Annotated in this window: 20 protein-coding genes; 6 read left to right on the top strand and 14 right to left on the bottom strand. The window is 69.3% G+C overall.

The window, feature by feature from the left end:
* Window positions 1-45 precede the first annotated feature (45 nt).
* Complete coding sequence (locus ACIA49_RS08890; RefSeq protein ID WP_396376552.1) at window positions 46-1032, top strand: GlxA family transcriptional regulator; 987 nt, start codon at window positions 46-48, stop codon at window positions 1030-1032.
* Window positions 995-1522: a GrpB family protein gene (locus ACIA49_RS08885; RefSeq protein ID WP_396376551.1), complete on the top strand. Its 528-nt coding sequence runs from the start codon at window positions 995-997 to the stop codon at window positions 1520-1522. The genes ACIA49_RS08890 and ACIA49_RS08885 overlap by 38 nt, the downstream gene beginning before the upstream one ends.
* Before the next feature lie 43 nt (window positions 1523-1565).
* Here the strand turns inward: ACIA49_RS08885 and ACIA49_RS08880 are convergent, their stop codons facing one another.
* Window positions 1566-2969 (bottom strand): hypothetical protein, encoded by a 1404-nt coding sequence (locus ACIA49_RS08880; protein WP_396376550.1) that lies wholly within the window; start codon window positions 2967-2969, stop codon window positions 1566-1568.
* A 388-nt stretch (window positions 2970-3357) separates the two neighbouring features.
* On the opposite strand from ACIA49_RS08880, the gene ACIA49_RS08875 reads away from it, so the two are divergent.
* A complete protein-coding gene (locus ACIA49_RS08875; protein WP_396376549.1) occupies window positions 3358-3882 on the top strand; it encodes a dihydrofolate reductase family protein in 525 nt (174 codons plus the stop codon).
* On the opposite strand, the gene ACIA49_RS08870 is transcribed toward ACIA49_RS08875, so the two are convergent.
* From ACIA49_RS08870 to ACIA49_RS08825, 10 genes are all read right to left on the bottom strand, one after another.
* The gene (locus ACIA49_RS08870; RefSeq protein ID WP_396377176.1) at window positions 3809-4300 is read right to left on the bottom strand and encodes a methyltransferase domain-containing protein; all 492 of its coding nucleotides are present in this window, start codon (window positions 4298-4300) and stop codon (window positions 3809-3811) included. The two genes, ACIA49_RS08875 and ACIA49_RS08870, sit on opposite strands and share 74 nt — an antisense overlap.
* 584 nt (window positions 4301-4884) lie before the next feature.
* Window positions 4885-5691 carry a hypothetical protein gene (locus tag ACIA49_RS08865; protein ID WP_396376548.1) on the bottom strand — a complete coding sequence of 269 codons (807 nt, stop codon included), beginning with the start codon at window positions 5689-5691 and terminating at the stop codon, window positions 4885-4887.
* A complete protein-coding gene (locus ACIA49_RS08860; RefSeq protein ID WP_396376547.1) occupies window positions 5688-5834 on the bottom strand; it encodes a hypothetical protein in 147 nt (48 codons plus the stop codon). Before ACIA49_RS08860 ends, ACIA49_RS08865 begins: the two co-directional genes overlap by 4 nt.
* A 25-nt stretch (window positions 5835-5859) precedes the next feature.
* A complete protein-coding gene (hemB, locus tag ACIA49_RS08855) occupies window positions 5860-6843 on the bottom strand; it encodes a porphobilinogen synthase (RefSeq protein WP_396376546.1) in 984 nt (327 codons plus the stop codon).
* A gap of 4 nt (window positions 6844-6847) precedes the next feature.
* Window positions 6848-8596 carry a uroporphyrinogen-III synthase gene (locus ACIA49_RS08850; protein ID WP_396376545.1) on the bottom strand — a complete coding sequence of 583 codons (1749 nt, stop codon included), beginning with the start codon at window positions 8594-8596 and terminating at the stop codon, window positions 6848-6850.
* A complete protein-coding gene (hemC, locus tag ACIA49_RS08845) occupies window positions 8593-9474 on the bottom strand; it encodes a hydroxymethylbilane synthase (RefSeq protein ID WP_396376544.1) in 882 nt (293 codons plus the stop codon). Before hemC ends, ACIA49_RS08850 begins: the two co-directional genes overlap by 4 nt.
* Window positions 9471-10754 (bottom strand): glutamyl-tRNA reductase, encoded by a 1284-nt coding sequence (locus tag ACIA49_RS08840; RefSeq protein WP_396376543.1) that lies wholly within the window; start codon window positions 10752-10754, stop codon window positions 9471-9473. The genes hemC and ACIA49_RS08840 overlap by 4 nt, the downstream gene beginning before the upstream one ends.
* Window positions 10751-11509 (bottom strand): redox-sensing transcriptional repressor Rex, encoded by a 759-nt coding sequence (locus ACIA49_RS08835; protein WP_396376542.1) that lies wholly within the window; start codon window positions 11507-11509, stop codon window positions 10751-10753. The genes ACIA49_RS08840 and ACIA49_RS08835 overlap by 4 nt, the downstream gene beginning before the upstream one ends.
* A gap of 115 nt (window positions 11510-11624) precedes the next feature.
* Complete coding sequence (locus ACIA49_RS08830) at window positions 11625-11864, bottom strand: glutaredoxin family protein (RefSeq protein WP_396376541.1); 240 nt, start codon at window positions 11862-11864, stop codon at window positions 11625-11627.
* Entirely contained in the window at window positions 11861-13306 is a 1446-nt protein-coding gene (locus tag ACIA49_RS08825) for a class I adenylate-forming enzyme family protein (RefSeq protein WP_396376540.1), read from the bottom strand. Before ACIA49_RS08825 ends, ACIA49_RS08830 begins: the two co-directional genes overlap by 4 nt.
* A 411-nt stretch (window positions 13307-13717) precedes the next feature.
* On the opposite strand from ACIA49_RS08825, the gene ACIA49_RS08820 reads away from it, so the two are divergent.
* Together ACIA49_RS08820 and ACIA49_RS08815 are read left to right on the top strand one after the other, a co-directional pair.
* Window positions 13718-14260 carry a sigma-70 family RNA polymerase sigma factor gene (locus ACIA49_RS08820; RefSeq protein ID WP_132164702.1) on the top strand — a complete coding sequence of 181 codons (543 nt, stop codon included), beginning with the start codon at window positions 13718-13720 and terminating at the stop codon, window positions 14258-14260.
* 106 nt (window positions 14261-14366) lie between these two features.
* Window positions 14367-15545 (top strand): DUF5667 domain-containing protein, encoded by a 1179-nt coding sequence (locus tag ACIA49_RS08815; protein WP_396376539.1) that lies wholly within the window; start codon window positions 14367-14369, stop codon window positions 15543-15545.
* Between the two features lie 63 nt (window positions 15546-15608).
* On the opposite strand, the gene ACIA49_RS08810 is transcribed toward ACIA49_RS08815, so the two are convergent.
* The 3 genes from ACIA49_RS08810 to ACIA49_RS08800 form a co-directional block, all read right to left on the bottom strand.
* A complete protein-coding gene (locus ACIA49_RS08810) occupies window positions 15609-16790 on the bottom strand; it encodes a lysophospholipid acyltransferase family protein (RefSeq protein ID WP_396376538.1) in 1182 nt (393 codons plus the stop codon).
* Window positions 16783-17775 carry an NAD-dependent epimerase/dehydratase family protein gene (locus ACIA49_RS08805; protein WP_396377175.1) on the bottom strand — a complete coding sequence of 331 codons (993 nt, stop codon included), beginning with the start codon at window positions 17773-17775 and terminating at the stop codon, window positions 16783-16785. The genes ACIA49_RS08810 and ACIA49_RS08805 overlap by 8 nt, the downstream gene beginning before the upstream one ends.
* 91 nt (window positions 17776-17866) lie before the next feature.
* Complete coding sequence (locus ACIA49_RS08800; protein ID WP_008356322.1) at window positions 17867-17968, bottom strand: 30S ribosomal protein bS22; 102 nt, start codon at window positions 17966-17968, stop codon at window positions 17867-17869.
* A 109-nt stretch (window positions 17969-18077) separates the two neighbouring features.
* Here ACIA49_RS08800 and ACIA49_RS08795 point away from each other — a divergent pair, with 109 nt between their 5' ends.
* Window positions 18078-18752, top strand: a complete 675-nt coding sequence (locus tag ACIA49_RS08795) for a class I SAM-dependent methyltransferase (RefSeq protein ID WP_396376536.1) — start codon at window positions 18078-18080, stop codon at window positions 18750-18752.
* The last annotated feature ends 1 nt before the right edge of the window (window position 18753 follow it).

Here is an 18753-nt window from a genome sequence, read left to right as displayed (position 1 = left end):
CGCCGGCAGAGTGGCTGGAAAGACATGATCCAGTAGATTCGCGCCATGCTCACCGTGGCCGCGCTCGTCCTCGAGGGGAGCGTCGGAATCGAGCTGGCCGGCGCCTGCCAGGTGTTCGCGACCGCGGCCGACCCACGCACCGGCGCCGCCCTGTACGACGTCCAGGTGTGTGGCTCGCGTCGTACGACGGTCGTGGCGCATCGACAGCCGATCTTCCAGGCCGACCCGCCGTACCCGTTGCGGGCGGCGTTGGACGCGCACACCGTGATCGTCCCGGCCGCCTTCGAGGCCGCGCCCGAGGCCGTCGAGCTCGTCCGCGAGGCCCATCGCCGCGGCATCCGGGTGGCGTCGATCTGCACCGGCGCCTTCGTGCTCGCGTCCGCCGGGTTGCTCGACGGACGCCGAGCGACCACCCACTGGGCGCACGCGGGCGAACTGGCTCGCCGCTACCCAGCGGTGGAGGTGGTCACCGACGCGCTCTATCTGGACGACGGAGACGTTCTGACCTCGGCCGGGGTGACCGCCGGCCTGGATCTCTGTCTGCACCTGGTCCGTCGCGACCACGGTTCGGCGGTCGCGGCGACGGTCGCCCGGCAGTTGGTGATGGCGCCGCACCGGGCCGGTGGCCAAGCCCAGTTCGTCACCGCACCTGTTGCCGCAGGCAACGACTCGCTGGAGCCCGTGCTGCGCTGGATGCGCGACCACCTCGCCGAGCAGCTCACCCTCGCCACGATCGCGGCGCACGCGGCGATGAGCACCCGCACGCTGAGCCGGCAGTTCCGCGCCCAGACCGGGACGACTCCCCTGCAGTGGCTGATCCGGCAGCGCCTGACGCGCGCGCAGGAGCTCCTCGAGACTACGAGGCTCACCGTCGATCAGATCGCCACCAGCACCGGCTTCGGCACCGCTGTCCTGCTCCGGCAGCACTTCACGAAGGCCTTCGCCATCACCCCGACCGGCTACCGGCGCACCTTCGGCCGGTTAGCCTCCGGGCATGACGGTGCTGGCGGAGTACGACGAGGCTTGGGCTGAGCAGTTCGCGGGGATGGCGAGGGCGTTGCGGACGGCGCTTGCGGACTCGGTGAGGGAGATCGAGCACATCGGGAGTACCGCCGTACCGGGGTTGGTGGCGAAGCCGGTGATCGATGTCGCGGCGGCGGCTGAGGATCTGGAGGCAGTTGCGCGGCGGGATGCGGAGTTGCGGGGGCTTGGGTTCGTGCATGAGCCGGCGGGGCCGCCTGGGCGGCGTACTTATACGCGGGTTGTGGATGGGGTGCTGACGCACAACCTGCATGTGTTTCCGGCGGAGGTGTGGGGTGGGCTCAACCAGCGGATCTTGCGCGACTACCTGCGGGAGACGCCGGCCGCCGTACAGGAGTACGGCGATCTGAAGCGGCGGCTGGCTGCTGAGGGGCTGAGCGGGTTCGACTACACCGTTGCGAAGACGGAGGTCGTCCAGCGACTCACAGACGCGGCTCGCGCGCGGTTGGGACTGCCGTCAGTGCCGGTCTGGGAAACGTAAGAGCCCGCGCCGGGGATCGGCGCGGGCTCCGGGGACGATCGGGTCAGTTCGGCGAGGTGGTGGCCAGGCCGTGCTCGACGTCGTACTGCTGGATGAAGCGGGCGGCCATCGGCTCGCTGGAGGCGATCGCGGCGGCGAGGGACTGCGCGGTGCGCTCGCGGTCCTCGGGCCAGTCGGCCAGCAGGGCCCAGGCGCGCATCCGCTTCTTCTCGAGGGCGGTCGGCTCCGGCTCGTCGTCACCCTTGGGCGACTCGTCCTTGGCCTTCGACTCGGTCGCGGTGGTGATCAGGGCCGGGGGCTCGTTGTCGGTCGGCTCAGCGAACGGGGACGGCGCGGCCGGCTTCTGCACGACCGGCTCGACCTTCTCCTTCGGAGCGGTCGCCTTGAGCTTGCCGTTGGCCTTGCCGTTCTGTACGACGTGCTTCTGCTCGCTCTGGTCCTCGACCACGATCGCCTCGGCGACCGACTCGTCGGTACTGCGGTCGTAGGGCAGGTAGTCCACGGCCATCAGCTCGCCGGTCATCGCGTCGCCCCAGGCGCCTTCGTCGCGCAGTGAGACGCCGGTGTCGGAGGCGCGGATCTGGCGTGCCCGCGGCGCCTCGCCCTCGACGACCCAGACGGCCGCGCGCAGGTCCGGGTCCGGAGTCTCCTCCGGCTCCGGCGGCGGGGAGATCGCCTTGGTCAGCTTGTTGGTGATGACCTCGTAGTTGATCCGGTCCTCGAGCATGCCGGCCAGCCGGTCCGGGTCGTACGTCGTCTCGGCGATCTTCGCCAGCCGCTCGTCCTGGTGCTCGGAACGGATGTACTCCGCGACCGTGCTCGCGATCGCGTCCCGACGGGTCTTGTTCCGGATCTGGTGCCGGGCCGCGTGCAGGCTCTCGTAGAGACCGTAGCCGTGCTCGATCGCCAGCGACCGCGCCTGCCAGGTCACCTTCGGCTCCCGCGCCCACTGCACCACGCCGTACACCGGTGAGGTCGTCATCATCTGCCCGGCGCGACGCAGCGCGTCGCGGCGGCGGGCCGAGCTGTGGATCAGCCACAGCACATAGGCGAACGCCGACAGGCCGCCGAAGCCGAACGCCAGGAAGCGCTCCTCCGGCCGCCAGTGACCGATCACGTTGAAGACGACCGCGACGACCGCGGCGAACAACGACATCGCCCGGTACGCGTAGGCCGTCTCACCCTTGCGCCGCCGCAGGTCGGCGAGCGCGGCGGTGGCGACACCACCGAGCTCGAGGACCGCCACCGCCGGAGTGACGAGGACGATCTTGAGGAACGGCGAGAAGCCACTGTCCGGCCACGGGATGTGGGTGACACCGGCCCACACCTGACCGACGAGGGCGGCCGCGGCCGCCGTGGCGTAGAAGGCGTAGGCGACCTTGTCCGCCCCGGTGAGGGGTACGTTCGCCAGTTCGCCAGTACTGGTGTTGCTGGTGTTCTCCTGCAAGACGTGGTCTCCTGACCGGTTTGGGCACTCCGGCAGTTCCGTCGCGGACGGCGGGGCTGACTGGTACGGCGGCACGAGGCTACCGGTTCCCGGCCCCGAACGGGGAGGCGAATCCGGAAACGTCTCGAACCTGCCCACCCACCCTGACCTTTACACGTCCGAAAGGCAAACTCGACAAAGTCACGGAGGTGCGCGGAGGAAAACCTGCTCGACCCCGGAAGGGTGGTGTACGGAACAACGTCGCGCAGTACTACGTCGGAGGGTCACGGCGTTCTGTCGCGGCGACGCGGACCGACGTACCGGTGATCACGCCAGCGGCAGTAGTTGCCGCAGGCAACTTATTTGGTGCGTCGGAGCGGATCGGTGCTCCCACCCTACAATTGGGGGTGTGAGCTTCCATGTGGCGGTTTTCATCGCGACCAGCCTCGACGGCTACATCGCGCGGACCGACGGTTCGATCGAGTGGCTGACCGACCGTGGCGAGCAGGCCGGTGACACCGGGTACGACGAGTTCATGGCGTCGATCGACACCGTCGTGATGGGCCGCAACACCTTCGAGAAGGTCCTCTCGTTCGACTTCTGGCCCTACGAAGGCAAACACGTCGAGGTCCTCAGTACAACGCTCGACCCCGACGTCGACGAGCGCGTCATCGTCCACCGCACGCTGGACGGCCTGGTCGAGACTCTCGCCGACCGCGGCGCGCAGCGCATCTACGCCGACGGCGGCAAGGTCATCCAGACCTTCCTCCAGGCCGGCCTGCTCAACGAGCTCACCATCACCACGGCACCGGTCCTGATCGGCTCCGGCCTACGCCTGTTCGGCGACCTCGACCACGACATCACTCTGGTCCACAACGCCACCCGAACGCTGAAGGCCGGCTTCGTCCAGTCCGACTACACCGTCGTCCGATAGCCCACCGCGGTAAAGCAGACCCCACCAGAGCACAGCCAGCCCTCGCGCTCGCCCTGCTCCAGTCGGCCATCGCCATCAGCACCCGTTCCGCCCGTACCCGGTCGAAGCAGGCGTCGGCGAACTCCAGCCGGGTCACGTCCCCCACGACGAACTCGGCCGGCACCCCCGCTTCCGCCGTACGCCGCCTCGCCTCGGCAACCATCGCCGTACTCACATCCACCCCGACGGCCCGGCCACCTTCCTCCACCAGAGCGGCGATGCCGATCAGGTCGTCCCCTGTCCCCGATCCCACATCCAGCACCGCCATCCCCACCCGGACATCCAGCAGCCCGGCGATCACCCCCCTTGACCACCAGCTCCGCCGGCACCTCCGCACGCGCGTCCAAGAACCGCACGAAGTAGTCGCCCCGTGCAGCATCCACCGCCCGAAACCCCGCTGGATCATCCACGCACCCCACCATGCCCCTGCGGCATATCACCAACGTTTCACGCCCCACCGCCCCTCCCCCACCGACGGCAATTTCAGGGGAGATCCCCGGAGCTTGCCCCTTCTCCGCCCGAAATTCGAGGGGAGAACCAGCACATTGAGGGGATATCCGGTCAAATGCGCAGGGGCAGACGGCGCCGAGGACAGCGGCGTGGAGAGGATGGCTGAGGTTCGCGGCGGCGAGGGCTGAGGGCAGAAGGGCTCGGGCGGCGAGCCGGTACGACGTGCGCCCGCCGGCGTGGGCCTGAACCCGCTAGAGGTGACGGGGCTCGCGCGGCGAGCCGGTACGACGTGCGCCCGCCGGCGTCGGCCTGAACCCACTAGAGGGTGCGGGGCTCGGGCGGCGAGCCGGTACGACGTGCGGCCGGGCGGCGTGGGCCTGCACCCGCTCGAGGGTGCGGGGCTCGGACGGCGAGCCGGTACGACGTGCGGCCGGGCGGCGTGGTACTGAAGCCGCTAGAGGGTGCGGGGGGCTCAGGCGGCTAGCTCGTACGACGTGCGTGGGGCTGTAGCGGTTAGAGGTCGCGGAGGCGGGAGGCTATGTCGGACTTGGGGTGGTGGGCCTCGTCGGCGGCGGCGGGTTGGGTTTGTTGGTCGGTGCGGGGGGTGGGGTTGGCGGCTGCGTGGAAGGCGCGGGCGAGGTCGGCTGATTCGGCGGCGGCGTGGTGCGAGTCGGCCTGGGTGTTGTCGAAGGCCTGGTTGAGGGTGTTGAGGCCGGCGCGGGTGTGCATGAGCTGGGAGTCGGCGGTCTGGGCGGCGTTCGTGATGCCGGCGGCTGTGGCGTCGCGGTCCTGGACGTTGGCGCTGGAGTTGATCAGGGGGTCGAGGGTCTCGCGGGTGGCGACCAGGCGACGGTCGGCGTTGTCGATGCCCTCGCCGAAGTCGACGACCGCCCGGTCCAGGGCGTCGATCCGGCTCGAGAGTCGCGACATCGCAGCTTGGTCGTGCTCGACGGGAAGCTCGGACAACTCGGTGAGCGCGTCCCGGCCGGCCTTCAGCGCACGGGCTCCGTCGGACAGGCGGTCACGCACCTCGTTGATGCCTTGCTGGCCGTACCGGACCCGCTGGTCGGCCTGATCAGCCAACTGCTGGACGTTCCGCACCCAAGGGCGCGGTTCGCTCTCGACCGCAATCCGGTTCGCCTGACCCGGCAGCTCGAAGACCTCTTGCTCGCTCCGCCGCAGGAAGTTGTCCACATCCCGCGTGACGTCTGCGGCCCGCCCGAGCGACGACCGGGCAGCCGACAGCGCGTTGGCGGCCGTCTCAGCCAGCCAGGCCGCCCGCTCCTGCGCGCGCTGCTGCTCCTGCGCCGGCGTACTCATTCGTTGCCCCCGGCCTCTTCGTCAGCGGCGAGCGCAGCGCGGAGAGCTTCTTCCGCGCTCTGCAGCTCGGCGCGGGCGGCCTGCAACTGGTCGCGCGCTGCCTCGAGGGCGTGGTTCGACTGCTCGTTCGGCTCCGTGGACACAGCCCGAGCGTATCCGAACGACGGATCAGCGACGCGCCAGCAGCTCGACGGCCTCGGCCGCCCAGTAGGTCAGGATCTGGTCCGCACCCGCCCGCCGGATCGACGTCAGCGTCTCCACGATCGCCCGCTCGCGGTCGATCCACCCGTTCGCCGCGGCCGCCTCGACCATCGCGTACTCACCGGAGATGTTGTACGCCGCCACCGGCAACGTCACGTGGTCGCGCACCTGCCGGATGATGTCGAGATACGCCAGCGCCGGCTTCACCATCACGATGTCCGCGCCCTCGGCGACATCCAGATCGACCTCGCGAATGGCGTCGCGCGCGTTCGCGCCGTCCTGCTGGTACGTCTTCCGGTCGCCCTGCAGCGACGAGCCGACAGCCTCCCGGAACGGCCCGAAGAAGCTCGACGCGTACTTCACCGCGTAGGCCAGGATCACCGTGTCCACGAACCCGGACGCGTCCAGAGCCCGCCGTACGACGCCGACCTGGCCGTCCATCATCCCGGACGGGCCGACGATGTGCGCGCCGGCCTCGGCCTGCGCGACGCCCATCTCGGCGTAGATCTTCAGCGTCGCGTCGTTGTCCACGCGGCCTTCGGAATCCAGTACGCCGCAGTGCCCGTGCGAGGTGAACTCGTCGAGGCACAGGTCCGACATCACCAGCAGCGAGTCACCGGCCTCGTGCACCGCATCGCGGATCGCGACGTTCAGGATGCCGTTCGGGTCGAGCGCACCCGAACCGACCTCGTCCTTCTCCTCGGGGACCCCGAACAGCATCACGCCGCCGAGCCCGAGCCGGGCCGCCTCGGCGACGGCCTTCCGCGCGGTGTCCCGGGTGTGCTGGTAGACCCCCGGCATGGAGCTGATCGCGATCGGGTCGCGGGCCCCTTCCCGGACGAACATCGGCAGGATCAGCTGCCGCGGCTCGAGCGTGGTCTCGGCGACCAGCCTGCGCATCGCCGCCGATTGACGCAGCCGACGGGGCCTCACATCCGGGAATCCAGTCACAGCATTAGCTCTTCCTACGGGATCCTGCACGACGTTCCGAGGGGCGGGTGACGGGCTCGCCCGCCTCCACCATGGTGTCACGCCGGTCCGCACCGAACCGGGCGAGTGCGTCGGCCAGCTCCTCGGCGGACGGCGCATCGGCCATCGCGTCGACGCGCAGTCCGTGCTCCTCGGCCGTCTTCAGCGTGGCCGGGCCGATCACCGCGATCACCGTCGACGCGTGCGGCTTGCCGGCGATGCCGACCAGGTTGCGCACGGTCGAGGAGGACGTGAACACGACCGCGTCGAACTTGCCCGACTTGATCGCCTCGCGCGTCGGCGCGGGCGGCGGGGCGGCCCGGACGGTCCGGTACGCCGTGACGTCGTCGACCTCCCAGCCGAGATCGGTGAGTCCGGCAACCAGCGTCTCGGTCGCGATGTCCGCACGCGGCAGGAAGACCCGGTTGATCGGGTCCAGCACCTCGTCGAACGGCGGCCAGTCCTCGACCAGGCCGGCGGCGGACTGCTCACCGGTCGGGGTCAGGTCCGGACGGATGCCCCAGGCACCGATCGCCTCGGCGGTCTTGTCGCCGACCGCCGCGATCTTCAGCCCGGAGAACGCCCGCGCGTCCAGCCCGTACTCGTCGAACTTCTCCCGGACCGCCTTGACCGCGTTGACCGAGGTGAACGCGACCCACTCGTAGCGGCCCTCGACGAGCCCGCGGATCGCCTTGTCCATCTGCTGCGGGTTGCGCGGCGGCTCCACCGAGATCGTGGGGACCTCTTCGGGCATCGCGCCGTACCGGCGGAGGCGGTCCATCAGCGGACCGGCCTGGTCCTTGGTGCGCGGCACCAGGATCCGCCAGCCGAACAGCGGCTTGGTCTCGAACCAGGACAGCGCCTCGCGCTGCTCGACCACGGCACCGACCACGATCACGGCCTCGCCGGTGACCTTGGCGGCGCGCAGGTCCGCGACGATCGTCTCGAGCGTGCCGACCACACTGGTCTGCGCGGTCGTCGTGCCGCCGACGGTCGCGGCGACCGGGGTCGACGCGTCGAAGCCGGCCTCGACGAGCGCGGCGACGGTGTCCTTGAGGACGTCGGTCGCGTTCAGCAGGACCAGCGTCTGCTTGGCGTGCAGGCGGCTCAGGTCGAGCTTGGTCTCGGCCAGGTCGAGCACCGTGACCTCGCGGTCGTTCTTCATGGTCAGCGGGATCCCGGCGTACGTCGGGACCGCGCTCACCTCGCTGACCCCGGGGATCACGTTGAAGCCGATCCCGGCCTTGCGGCACGCGGCCGCCTCCTCCGCACCGCTGGAGAAGGTGAACGGGTCACCGGTCAGCAGGCGGACGACGTTCGCCGCGGACTTGGCGGTCTTCACCACCAGCCGGCCGCGGGCCGCGACGCGCAGTGCGCGGCTGCCCTCGGCGCCGGAACCGTCGATCACCTCGACGCCCGGCTTGCAGTAGGTCAGGAAGGCGTCGTGCTCGGGGCCCTCGACGACGACCGCGTCCGCACCGGCCAGGACGTCGCGTCCGGCCAGTGTCAGCAGCGAGGGGTCACCCGGGCCGACGCCGACGAACGTGACATGGCCGAGCGGTCTGGCCGCCTTGGCCGCCGTACTGGTCGCGGCAGCCTTCGCCGGCACTGTCTGAGGTGTCGCGGATACCGCGGTGGAGGCTGCTGTCTGTGCGCTGCTCACGTCTGCCTTCGCCCTCGTCCTCGTGGTGCTTGTCTTCTTGGCTGTCGTCGTGCCTTGTGCCGGTGGATTCATTCGCGCTCCAGCAACTCGTTCGCCAGCGCTATGCCGAGGGACACCGGGTCGTCCACCGGCCCGTTCGCGGAGAGCCGCCGTACGCCGTCGTCCTGGCCGAGCGCGCCCCGCAGCCAGAGCTCGGGACCGTCCTCACCCTCGACCACCTCGGCGAGGGCTCCGACCGGAGCCGAGCACCCTGCCTCGAGTGTGGCCATCATCTGCCGTTCCGCTGTCACCGCCGCGCGGGTGGCCGGGTCCTCCAGCGGAGCCAGGGCGGCCAGCACCTCGGCGTCGTCCGCCCGGCACTCGATGCCCAGGGCACCTTGTCCCGGAGCGGGCAGAACCTGGATCGGATCCAGGGTCTCGGTCACCTCGGCGAGCCGTCCCAACCGGGCCAACCCTGCCCTCGCAAGCACCACTGCGTCCAATTTACCGTCGGTGACGAGCTTGATCCGGGTGTCCACGTTGCCGCGGATCCCGGTCAGCTCCAGCCCCAGACCGAGCCCTTCGAGCATCGCGACCCGGCGGGCCGAACCCGTCCCGACCAGCGCGCCCTGCTGCAGCTCACCGAGCGTGAGTCCGTCGCGGGCGACCAGTACGTCGCGCGGGTCCTCGCGGACCGGGATCGCGCCGACCATCAGGCCCTCGACCGGAATGGTCGGCAGATCCTTGAGCGAGTGCACCGCGATGTCGATCTCTCCGGCCATCAGGGCGTCGCGCAGGGCGCTGACGAAGACCCCGGTGCCACCGATCTGCTGCATCGGCGCCAGATTGACGTCGCCGGTGGTGACGATCGGGACCAGTTCGACCTCGTGCCCGAGGGCGCGCAACTGGTCGGCCACCAGGTTTGCCTGGACCGTCGCCAGTGCGGACCGCCGGGTCCCCAGTCGGATCATGCGTGCTCACCTCCGCGCGCCTTGGGCGTCGTCACCGCGTCGACCGTCGCCTGGTCGAGGGCGAACAGTTCGCGCAGCGCGTTCGCGTACGTCGGTCCGCCGGGATCGGCGGCAAGTTCCTTCACCCGAACGGTCGGGTTGTGCAGCACCTTGTCGACGACCCGGCGGATCGTCCGGGCCACCTCGTGGCGCTGGTTGTCGTCCAGGCCGGGCAGCCGGCGGTCCAGCCGGGCCAGCTCGGAATCGACGAGCTCGCTGGCCATCGTCCGCAGAGCGACAACGGTCGGCGCCACCGAGGCGGCCCGCCGGGTCGCCTCGAACACCCCGGTCTCCTCGCCAACGATCCGCCGTACGTCCTCGATGTCGTGCGCACTGCCACCAGCAGTGCCCGCGAGATCGGCCAACGTGACCAGCGTGACGCCAGGAATGCGGGCGGCCTCGGGCGCGACGTCGCGCGGCAGCGCCACATCCAGTACGCCGAAAGGCCTTCCGTCACTGGCGTTCTGGATCATCTCGGCGGTCAGCACCACACCACGAGCGCCGGTGCACGACACCACCAGGTCGGCCTCGGCGAGCGCGTCCGGGACGTTGGCCAGCTGGATCGCCGTACCGCCGATGCGTTCGGTCAGCGCGACCGCACGGTCATAGTTGCGGTTGGCAATGACCACGCTCTTGGCGCCGTTGTTGATCAGGGTCTGCGCGGCCAGCGAGGCCATCGAACCGGCGCCGACGATCAGTGCGCGGCGACCCTCGAAGCCACCGACCGCGTCGAGCCCGGCCGAGACGACCGAACGTCCGGCGGAGTCGATCCCGGTCTCGGTGCGAGCCCGCTTGCCGACCCGCAACGCGTGCTGCAGAAGGGCATTCAGGTCGGTGCCGATCGTCTCCAGGTCCTGGCCGACGCGCAGCGTCTCCTTCACCTGGCCGAGGATCTGGCTCTCGCCGACGATCATCGAGTCCAGCCCGACCGCGACCTGGAAGAGGTGCGCGACCGCGCCCTCCTCGAAGTGCACGTACAGGTGCTCGGCCAGATCGATCAGCGGTACGCCGGTGACGTCGGACAGGATCGCGGTGACCTCGTCCATGCCCGCGTGGAAGCGGTCGACGGTCGCATACACCTCGGTGCGGTTACAGGTCGCCAGTACGGCGGACTCCGTCACGGCCGGCGAGTTCTGCACGGCCAGCGCGAGCTTGATCGCCGCGTCCGGATCCAGCGCGACCCGCTCCAGCACATTGATGTCCGCGGAGCGATGACTGATCCCGACAACCAAATAACTCATGCGCTCACACCTCCACCCACGGCGGGCAGATCGGAAGCGAGACCGTTGGTCGCTGGTAGCTCGGGCACCTGGGGGAGCGCCACCTCTCCGGACTTTCGTTGTTCGTGGTACGCCAGGATCTGCAACTCGATCGAGAGGTCCACCTTGCGGATGTCGACGCCGTCGGGCACGGACAGCACCACCGGCGCGAAGTTCAGGATGCTGGTCACCCCGGCCGCGACCAGCCGGTCGCAGACCTCCTGGGCCGGACCGGCGGGCGTGGTGATGACGCCGATCGAGACCCGGTCGGTCTCGACGATGTGCTCGAGCTCGGCGAAGTCGCGGACCTCCATGTCACCGATCCGCTCGCCGACCAGCGTCGGGTCGGCGTCGAGCAGGGCGACGATCCGGAACCCGCGGGTCCCGAAGCCGGAGTAGTTCGCCAGCGCGTGACCCAGGTTTCCGATCCCGACGATGACGACCGCCCAGTCCTGGGTGACGCCGATCTCGCGAGCGATCTGGTAGCGCAGGTACTCCACGTCGTACCCGACGCCGCGGGTGCCGTAGGAGCCCAGGTAGGACAGGTCCTTGCGGAGCTTCGCGGAGTTCACCCCGGCCGCGGTGGCCAGGTCCTCACTCGACGCGGTCGCGATACCACTGTCCGACAGCGCGGTCAGCGCCCGCAGGTAGACCGGCAAGCGCGCGACAGTCGCCTCGGGGATGCCGCGTTCGGTTCTCGTCGGCGGGCCGGGACGACGGCTGCTGGCACGCGTCACAATTCTCCTGGGGGGTGGTTCTCATCAGCCGCGTTCAGTACCCTGCGGCTCCTCTTACTCTAGGAGCTTGTGAACGTGAGAACAAAATCGGCGAACCCCAGGGTGACCGACAGCACTAAGCAGTAAGCGCCTTGCGCAGTCGCGCCGGGTCGACCCGCCAGAAGTCGTGCTGCTTGCCGTCCACGAGCGTGACCGGGATCTGCTCGCCGTACTGGGTGAAGAGGGCGTCGTCCTGGGTGATGTCGACCTCGGTCCACTCCACGCCGAGCTCGGCACAGACCGCCTCGACGATCACCCGGGCGTCGTCACAGAGGTGACAGCCGGGCTTCCCGTAGAGCGTGACGCGAGCGCTCATCCCTCCGCCCGCAGCCGGCCCTTGGCCACCTTGCCGGTGACCGAGTGCGGCAGCTGCTCGACGACCTCGAGCTCGCTCGGGCACTTGAACCGCGCCAGCCGGGTGGACGCATAAGCGGCCACGGCCTCGGGATCCACCGTCGTACCGGTCTCGGGAACGATGAACGCCTTGATGGCCTCGCCGGTGTCCTCGGACGGTACGCCGATCACCGCGGCCTCCAGTACGCCGTCGGCCGCGACCAGCACGTCTTCGACCTCGCTGGGGAAGACGTTGAACCCGGACACGATGATCAGCTCGCGCAACCGGTCCACCAGGAAAAGGTCGCCGTCCGAGTCCAGGAAGCCGACGTCACCGGTCCGGTACCAGCCGTCGGCGTCCGGACCGTCCACACCGTCCGGCCAGTAGCCGGAGAAGACGTTCGCGCCGCGGATCAGAATCTCGCCGGGGTCGTCACCCTCGACGTCCTCACCCTGTTCGTCCGCGATCCGGAGCTCGACGTTCGGCAGCGGGCGGCCGACCGAGCCGGGCTTCGGCTCTTCCTCGTCCAGGGTGGTGGTCACACCTGGAGAGGCCTCGGTCAGGCCGTAGCCCTGGTGCACATAGAGACCGGTCACCTGCTCGAAGCGGTCAGCCAGGCTGCGCTCCAACGCGGATGCGCCGGTCAACACGACCTTCACGCCGGCGAGCGCCGTACGGAGGTCTGGTTGGGCCAGCAGCGCGTGCAGGGCCGGCGGCGCGAGCGGCAGCCGGGTGACTTCGTGCTGTTTGACCAGCTCGAGGGTGTGCGCGGCGTCGAAACGCTGGTCGATGACCAGGGCCGCGCCGGTCGCCACGGTCCAGCCGAGGACGGCGTTCAGGCCGAAGGCGTGGAACATCGGCAGGACACCGAGGACCACGTCCTCGGGTCCCATTCTGTCGGGGCCGAGCTCGGAGAGATTCTTCACGTTGGCCGTGAGTGCGCGATGCGTGAGCATCGCGGCCCGCGGATCTCCACTGGTGCCCGAGGTGTAGAGGAGCACCGCGAGGGTCTCGGGGTCGATCGTCGGCTGTAACACAGCGTCACCTTCGAGGTCGCCGGCGCGCACTGTCCGGACCCCCTCGACCAGCCCGGCCAGGTCCGCGTCAGTGACCGCGAGGCGGGCTCCGGAGTGCGCCACGACGGTATCCACCTCGGACTTGGTCAGGCCGGTGTTCAGTGGCACCGCGACCAGACCCGAGCGAAGAACGCCCAGGTAGGAGGTGACGAACTCGATGCTGTTGGCAACCAGCAGGATGACCCGCCAGCCGGGCACCAGACCGGCCGCGGCGAACCCCCGGGCAGCGGTCTCGACGGCCGCGTCGAGCTCGGTCCAGGTCAGTCGCCGGTCGCCGTCGACCAGCGCGACCCGATCGCCGTGACGTCGCGCTGTGTCACGAAGCAGGTCCGCGAAATTGAAGTCCACCCGTTGAGTCTGCCATGGCCGATCCACGCTCACCGAGCAGCCGGCTTGGCCGGAATGGTTGCAGCGGAGCGTAACGGGAGATATACAGGTGAACTCGTGGATGTTGCTTCTGCTGAACCTCACACTGCAGAAACCCCGTCCACGTCCGGGGAGACCATGCGCGACAACCCCGACAGCAGGCTGCATTGCGTCATCAGGTGGTGACGGGAGCGGTCCGCTGGCGCATTCGTTTCGTGACGAACGACCGACGGGAAGGCGGCACGCCGCAAGCTGTTGACAGCGAGTGCTCTGGGCGTAACGCTCAGTGCTCGCCCACGTCGTCAGCCGCTGTGGCCATGCGCGGATGTGTCAGACGACGTGTCTTTCGAACGGGGAGAGATCTTGACGACGCCGGAGCCAAGTCCGGACGGGATGAGACGGGCAGAGCTCGTCGATCGCGCTCAGGCAGGTGACGTCGGTGCCTTCGGTGAGCTCTACGACGAGTACTCGCTCACCGTCTATCGCTACATTTACGCCCGGGTGTCCTCATCGGCACTCGCCGAGGACCTGACCAGCGAGACCTTCGTCCGGGCGCTGCGCGCGCTGGACTCGTTCCGCTGGCAGGGACGGGACTTCGGCGCCTGGCTGGTGACCATCGCCCGGAACCTGATCACCGACCACTACAAATCGGGCCGGGTCCGGCTCGAGGTGGTCACGGACGAGATCGAGACGCACGACCGGCAGACCGAGGGGCCGGAGGTCGACGTACTGGCCGCCGCCACCGCCGAGGTCCTGCGGGACGCCGTCGCGGGCTTGCCCGACGAACAACGCGACTGCCTGACGATGCGGTTCTTCGCCGGTTTGTCGATCGCGGAAACGGCCAGGGCGCTGGAGAAGTCCGAAGGCGCCGTCAAGCAACTGCAACTGAGGGCCGTCCGGCACTTGGCGAAGGTTATCCCGAAGGACTTGAGGTGAGACGGATGACAACGAGCGTCTTCCGTAACCCGTCAGGCAGTTTCGTCGTTCTCCCTCGTGAGGACCTGTCGGTAATCCCGACTGGCCATTGAGGAGAACGAGATCCATGAGTGACCTACACAGGGCTCGAGCGCGCGCGGAGACCTTCGCGCACGCCGTCGATCACGGGCCCCGTCACTCTTCGCGACTGAGCGATGACCCGGAGTTGGAAGAGGCTGTAGAACTCGTCGGACGGCTGAGGACCGCCGGCGCAGTCGCACCCCGACCGGAGTTCAGCGCCGAGCTGCGGCACCGTCTGCTTGAGCAGGCGGCCGCCCGCGCGGCGACCAGTACTCCGACCATGGTGCGCAGCACTCCTGACAGCTCCGACGACCCGCCGAGTGGCGAGGACGTCGACGCGTCCGTGACAGATATCCGCCATCGTCATGGCCGGCGCATCCGGCTCGTGGCCAGTACCGCCGCGTTGGTGCTGCTGGGAGGTGGCATCGGTTCTGCCGCTGCCGCTCAGCAGGCGATGCCCGGCGACACTTTGTACGGGATGAAGCGCAGTATCGAGAACGTGGCCACCAATGTCGGGGTCGGCGACGACTCCCGCGGCCGGCGCGAGCTCGATCACGCCAAGACCCGGCTGTCCGAGGTCCGGGCGCTCGCCGAGAACGGCGGGTCCGCGACCACCATCAACGGCACTCTCGACGACTTCTCGGTGCAGGCCCGCAGGGGTGTGACCCGGTTGGTCGCGTCGTACCAGCAGGACGGCGACGCGAGTGCGATCACCGCGGTCACGACGTTCATCACCAGCGCCCGCCAGGCACTGGTCGAGCTCGGGCCGAAGCTGCCACCGGAGTCGCTGAAGTCGGCGGTCGAGGCGTTGTCCACGATCGACGACCTGGCTCAGCACACCACGACGGCCTGCCCGAAGTGCGACAAGCCGAAGCCGGCGAAGAACCAGCAGGTGCCGACGACGGTCGAGCAGTCGACCAAGCCACCCGGCAAGCTGAAGACCCCGCCGGTGACCAAGCCGTCATCGGGTCCCAGCAGTGTGCCGTCCGCGGCCCCCAGCAAGGTGCCGAACACGACGATCGTCGAGGAGTCCCAGACGCCGCCACCGAGCGCTCTGAAGACCCCTCCGCTACCGTCCGGCTCCAAGCCGACCGGGACACCTACGGGTACCCCGACCGGCCCGACCACCAGCCCGTCCTGGCCCTGGCCGTTTCCCAGCCTGAGCCTCCCACCGCTGATCAACGTCCCGGGCGTCCTGCAGACCCTGCTCCCGCCCTGGAAGTAACAGCACCCCTTGCACCACCAAGGAAGCCCGGCCCTCGCGGCCGGGCTTCTTCGTTGTGGTGCCTCAGAAGAAGACGCTGCGGCGCTGGACGAGCAGGGTGTAGAGGGTCTGCTGGATGGTTTCGCGGACCTGGTCGGTCACGTTGAAGACCAGCATCGGGTCGTCGGCGGCGCCCTCGGGGAACTCGTCGGTGCGGATCGGTTCACCGAACTCGATCAGCCACTTCGACGGCAGCGGGATCAGGCCGAGCGGCCCGAGCAGCGGGAAGAACGGGGTCACCGGGACATACGGAACGCCCATCAGGCGGGCCAGCGAGGAGAGGTTGCCGACGAGCGGGTAGATCTCCTCGGCGCCGACGATCGAGCACGGCACGATCGGTACGCCGGTCCGCATCGCGGCGCTGACGAATCCACCCCGGCCGAACCGCTGCAGCTTGTAGCGCTCGCTGAACGGCTTGCCGAGTCCCTTGAACCCCTCGGGCCAGACGCCGACCAGGTTGCCCTGGCGAAGCAGCCGCTCGGCGTCGTCGTTGTTCGCCAGCGTGGCGCCGCCCTTGCGGGACCACTCACCGACGAACGGCGTCCGGAACACCAGGTCGGCCGCGAGCGTGCGCAGCGGCCGGTTGGTGTGGTCCGCGACGATCAGCTGGGTGATCAGGCCGTCGAGCGGCATCGTGCCCGAGTGGTTCGCGACGATCAGCGCGCTCCCGGTCTCCGGGATGTTCTCCACCCCGCGCACCTCGACCCGGAACCACTTCTCCGCGAGCGGCCGCAGCATCGGCAGCAGGATCTGATCGGTCAGGTCGGAGTCGAACCCGAACTCGTCGACCTCGTACTCCCCCGACAACCGCCGGCGCAGGAACGCGAACCACTCTGCCAGTCGTCGTTCACCATCGGCACCGAACATGTCGCGCACGATCCGCTCGAGCGCGGCGAAGTCGAGTCCGGCCAGACCCGCGGCCAGGCCGCCCAGGTCCGGTGCCCGCTGCTCAGTCCGGGTGGAGGTCGCTCCGCCTTCGACGCTCGGCGCGCCCTCAGCCTGGGAGGCGCCGTCCGAACGCGGCATCTCGGTCACCGTCTCGTCGACGGCATCCGGTTCTGCGGTCTTGACCTTCTTCTTCTTGGACGACCGCGCCGCTCCTGGTCCCGCGAGAGCGCGCGCAGCCGCGGACGGCGTCGTACGACGTCCGCTGCCTCGACCCGGGCGTCCACCGGAACCGATCGGGATCACATCCGCGTCAGCCACGCAGCGCTCCGAGTCCGGTCGACAGCACCGATGCGATCTGGCTGGCCGCGCCCGGACCGAGCGACCGGCGGAACTCGTCGAACGCCCCGGCGGTGGTGAACCGCGGCTCGAACCCGAAGGCGCTCCGCATCCGCGTGGTGTCGACGACCCGGCCGTAGGTCAGGAACGTGATCTGGTCCGGCGAGAAGTCGGCCAACCGCGCGCGCCGTACGGCGGCCGCCGTACTGGATGCGGTGAAAGAAGGGAGCCGGAGCGTCGGGCGGCCGAGCCGCCGGATCGCTTGGGAGAGGGCGAGCACGCCGTCGCCGGCCAGGTTGAAGGTGCCGGGCAGATCGTTCACCGTCGCGTGGTGGATGGCCTCGACGCCGTCGTCCTCGTGCAGGAACTGCAGACGGGCGTCATACCCGAAGACGGTCGGTACGACGGGCATGCCGAAGTAGCGCGTCATCGGGGAGTCGGTCTTGGGGCCGATCCAGTTCGCCATCCGGAGCGTGGTCACGCAGACATCGGGGCGGCGCCGGGCGAACCCGCGCACATACCCCTCGACCTCGACCGCGTCCTTGCTCAGACCGGTCTGATGGATCGCCCGCGGCGCCATCTCCTCGGTGAACATGGCCGGATCCCGCGGACCCGCGCCGTACACCGTGGTGGACGACTTCACCACCAGCTTGGCCACGCCGGACGCCTTCTGACAGGCGGCGAGCAGCTGCATGGTGCCGATGACGTTGATCTCCTTCATCGACGACCGGCCGCCGGCACTGCCCGGGGTGGCCACCACGCCGGTATGGACGACGGTGTCGACGTCCTCGGCGGCGATCACTTTCGCGATCACGGGATTGCGGATGTCCGCCCGGACGAACCGGACCCGGCCCAGCTCGGCCCGTGGCGGAACCACGTCGACGCCGAGCACCGTGCCGATCGACGGATCGTCGGCCAGTCTGCGGGCACACCGAGCACCGGCATCTCGCGAGACGCCGGTCACCATTACCACCTGTGCCACGAGAAGCCCCCAGCCAGACAGCAACCCCACCGATCGCCGCGCCACCTCAGATCGCCGGGCGCGGCGGGAACTACGGCTACTTACCGAGCTTGCGGCGCTGAACCCGCGTCTTCTTCAGCAGCTTGCGGTGCTTCTTCTTCGCCATACGCTTGCGGCGCTTCTTGATTACAGAACCCACAGTGGACCATCCAAACTCAAAGAGAACGTCGGCAAAGCTTACCCGTACGTATCGTCGTGGACCTAAAGCGGGCCTTGGGTAGGGTGGAGATCACGTCTGGGGAGGCGCCATGAACACTGTCACCAAGGCTCGGTACGACGGTCTGGCCGACTGGTACGACGACCGCTTCGTGAACGGCGCGGAGCCGCATCAACCCGGCCTGCTCGAGCTGCTCGGCGAGGGCTCCGGCCCCTGCCTGGACATCGGCTGCGGGACCGGACGCAACTTCCAGACCATCCGGGCCAGCGGCCGCGAGGTGGTCGGTCTCGACTACTCGTCCGACCAGCTCCGCCTCGCGCGCACCCGAACCGACGGCCCGCTGATGGTCGGTGACGCGGCCGCACTGCCGTTCCCGGACGAGTCCTTCGACACCGTGATGGTGATGTGGATCTCCACCGACGTCGACGACTTCGGAGACGTCCTGCGGGAGGCCACTCGCGTCCTCCGGCCCGGCGGCGTCTTCATCGAGTACGGCGTGCATCCGTGCTTCAACGGGCCGCATGTCGTGTACAACGACGACGGCAGCCGGACGGCGCACACGTCGTACCGGCAACCCGGTTGGCACGAGCCCGCGCCGTACTGGGGTGACGGCGGCATCCGCCAGCACATCGGGATGAGCCACGTCCCGCTCGCCGACTACCTCAACGCGTTCCTGAGCACCGGTCTCGCCCTCGAGCGATTCATCGAGCCAGAGGGCCCCGGCGTACCGCATTCCCTCGCGGTGCGGGCGAGGAAGCGAGCCTGAA

Origin of the sequence: Kribbella sp. NPDC051587, from assembly GCF_044453945.1 — a bacterium.
GTDB lineage: Bacteria > Actinomycetota > Actinomycetes > Propionibacteriales > Kribbellaceae > Kribbella.
This window is presented reverse-complemented; position numbering and strand designations above follow the sequence as displayed.

What these genes read in the sequence shown, in the direction of transcription:
- ACIA49_RS08890 (WP_396376552.1), top strand. Translation starts at nt 46, where the DNA reads ATGCTCACCGTGGCCGCGCTCGTCCTCGAGGGGAGCGTCGGAATCGAG.
- ACIA49_RS08885 (WP_396376551.1), top strand. Translation starts at nt 995, where the DNA reads ATGACGGTGCTGGCGGAGTACGACGAGGCTTGGGCTGAGCAGTTCGCG.
- ACIA49_RS08870 (WP_396377176.1), bottom strand. Translation starts at nt 4,300, where the DNA reads ATGCTGCACGGGGCGACTACTTCGTGCGGTTCTTGGACGCGCGTGCGG.
- ACIA49_RS08865 (WP_396376548.1), bottom strand. Translation starts at nt 5,691, where the DNA reads ATGAGTACGCCGGCGCAGGAGCAGCAGCGCGCGCAGGAGCGGGCGGCC.
- ACIA49_RS08850 (WP_396376545.1), bottom strand. Translation starts at nt 8,596, where the DNA reads ATGAATCCACCGGCACAAGGCACGACGACAGCCAAGAAGACAAGCACC.
- hemC (WP_396376544.1), bottom strand. Translation starts at nt 9,474, where the DNA reads ATGATCCGACTGGGGACCCGGCGGTCCGCACTGGCGACGGTCCAGGCA.
- ACIA49_RS08840 (WP_396376543.1), bottom strand. Translation starts at nt 10,754, where the DNA reads ATGAGTTATTTGGTTGTCGGGATCAGTCATCGCTCCGCGGACATCAAT.
- ACIA49_RS08830 (WP_396376541.1), bottom strand. Translation starts at nt 11,864, where the DNA reads ATGAGCGCTCGCGTCACGCTCTACGGGAAGCCCGGCTGTCACCTCTGT.
- ACIA49_RS08820 (WP_132164702.1), top strand. Translation starts at nt 13,718, where the DNA reads ATGAGACGGGCAGAGCTCGTCGATCGCGCTCAGGCAGGTGACGTCGGT.
- ACIA49_RS08815 (WP_396376539.1), top strand. Translation starts at nt 14,367, where the DNA reads ATGAGTGACCTACACAGGGCTCGAGCGCGCGCGGAGACCTTCGCGCAC.
- ACIA49_RS08805 (WP_396377175.1), bottom strand. Translation starts at nt 17,775, where the DNA reads ATGGTGACCGGCGTCTCGCGAGATGCCGGTGCTCGGTGTGCCCGCAGA.
- ACIA49_RS08795 (WP_396376536.1), top strand. Translation starts at nt 18,078, where the DNA reads ATGAACACTGTCACCAAGGCTCGGTACGACGGTCTGGCCGACTGGTAC.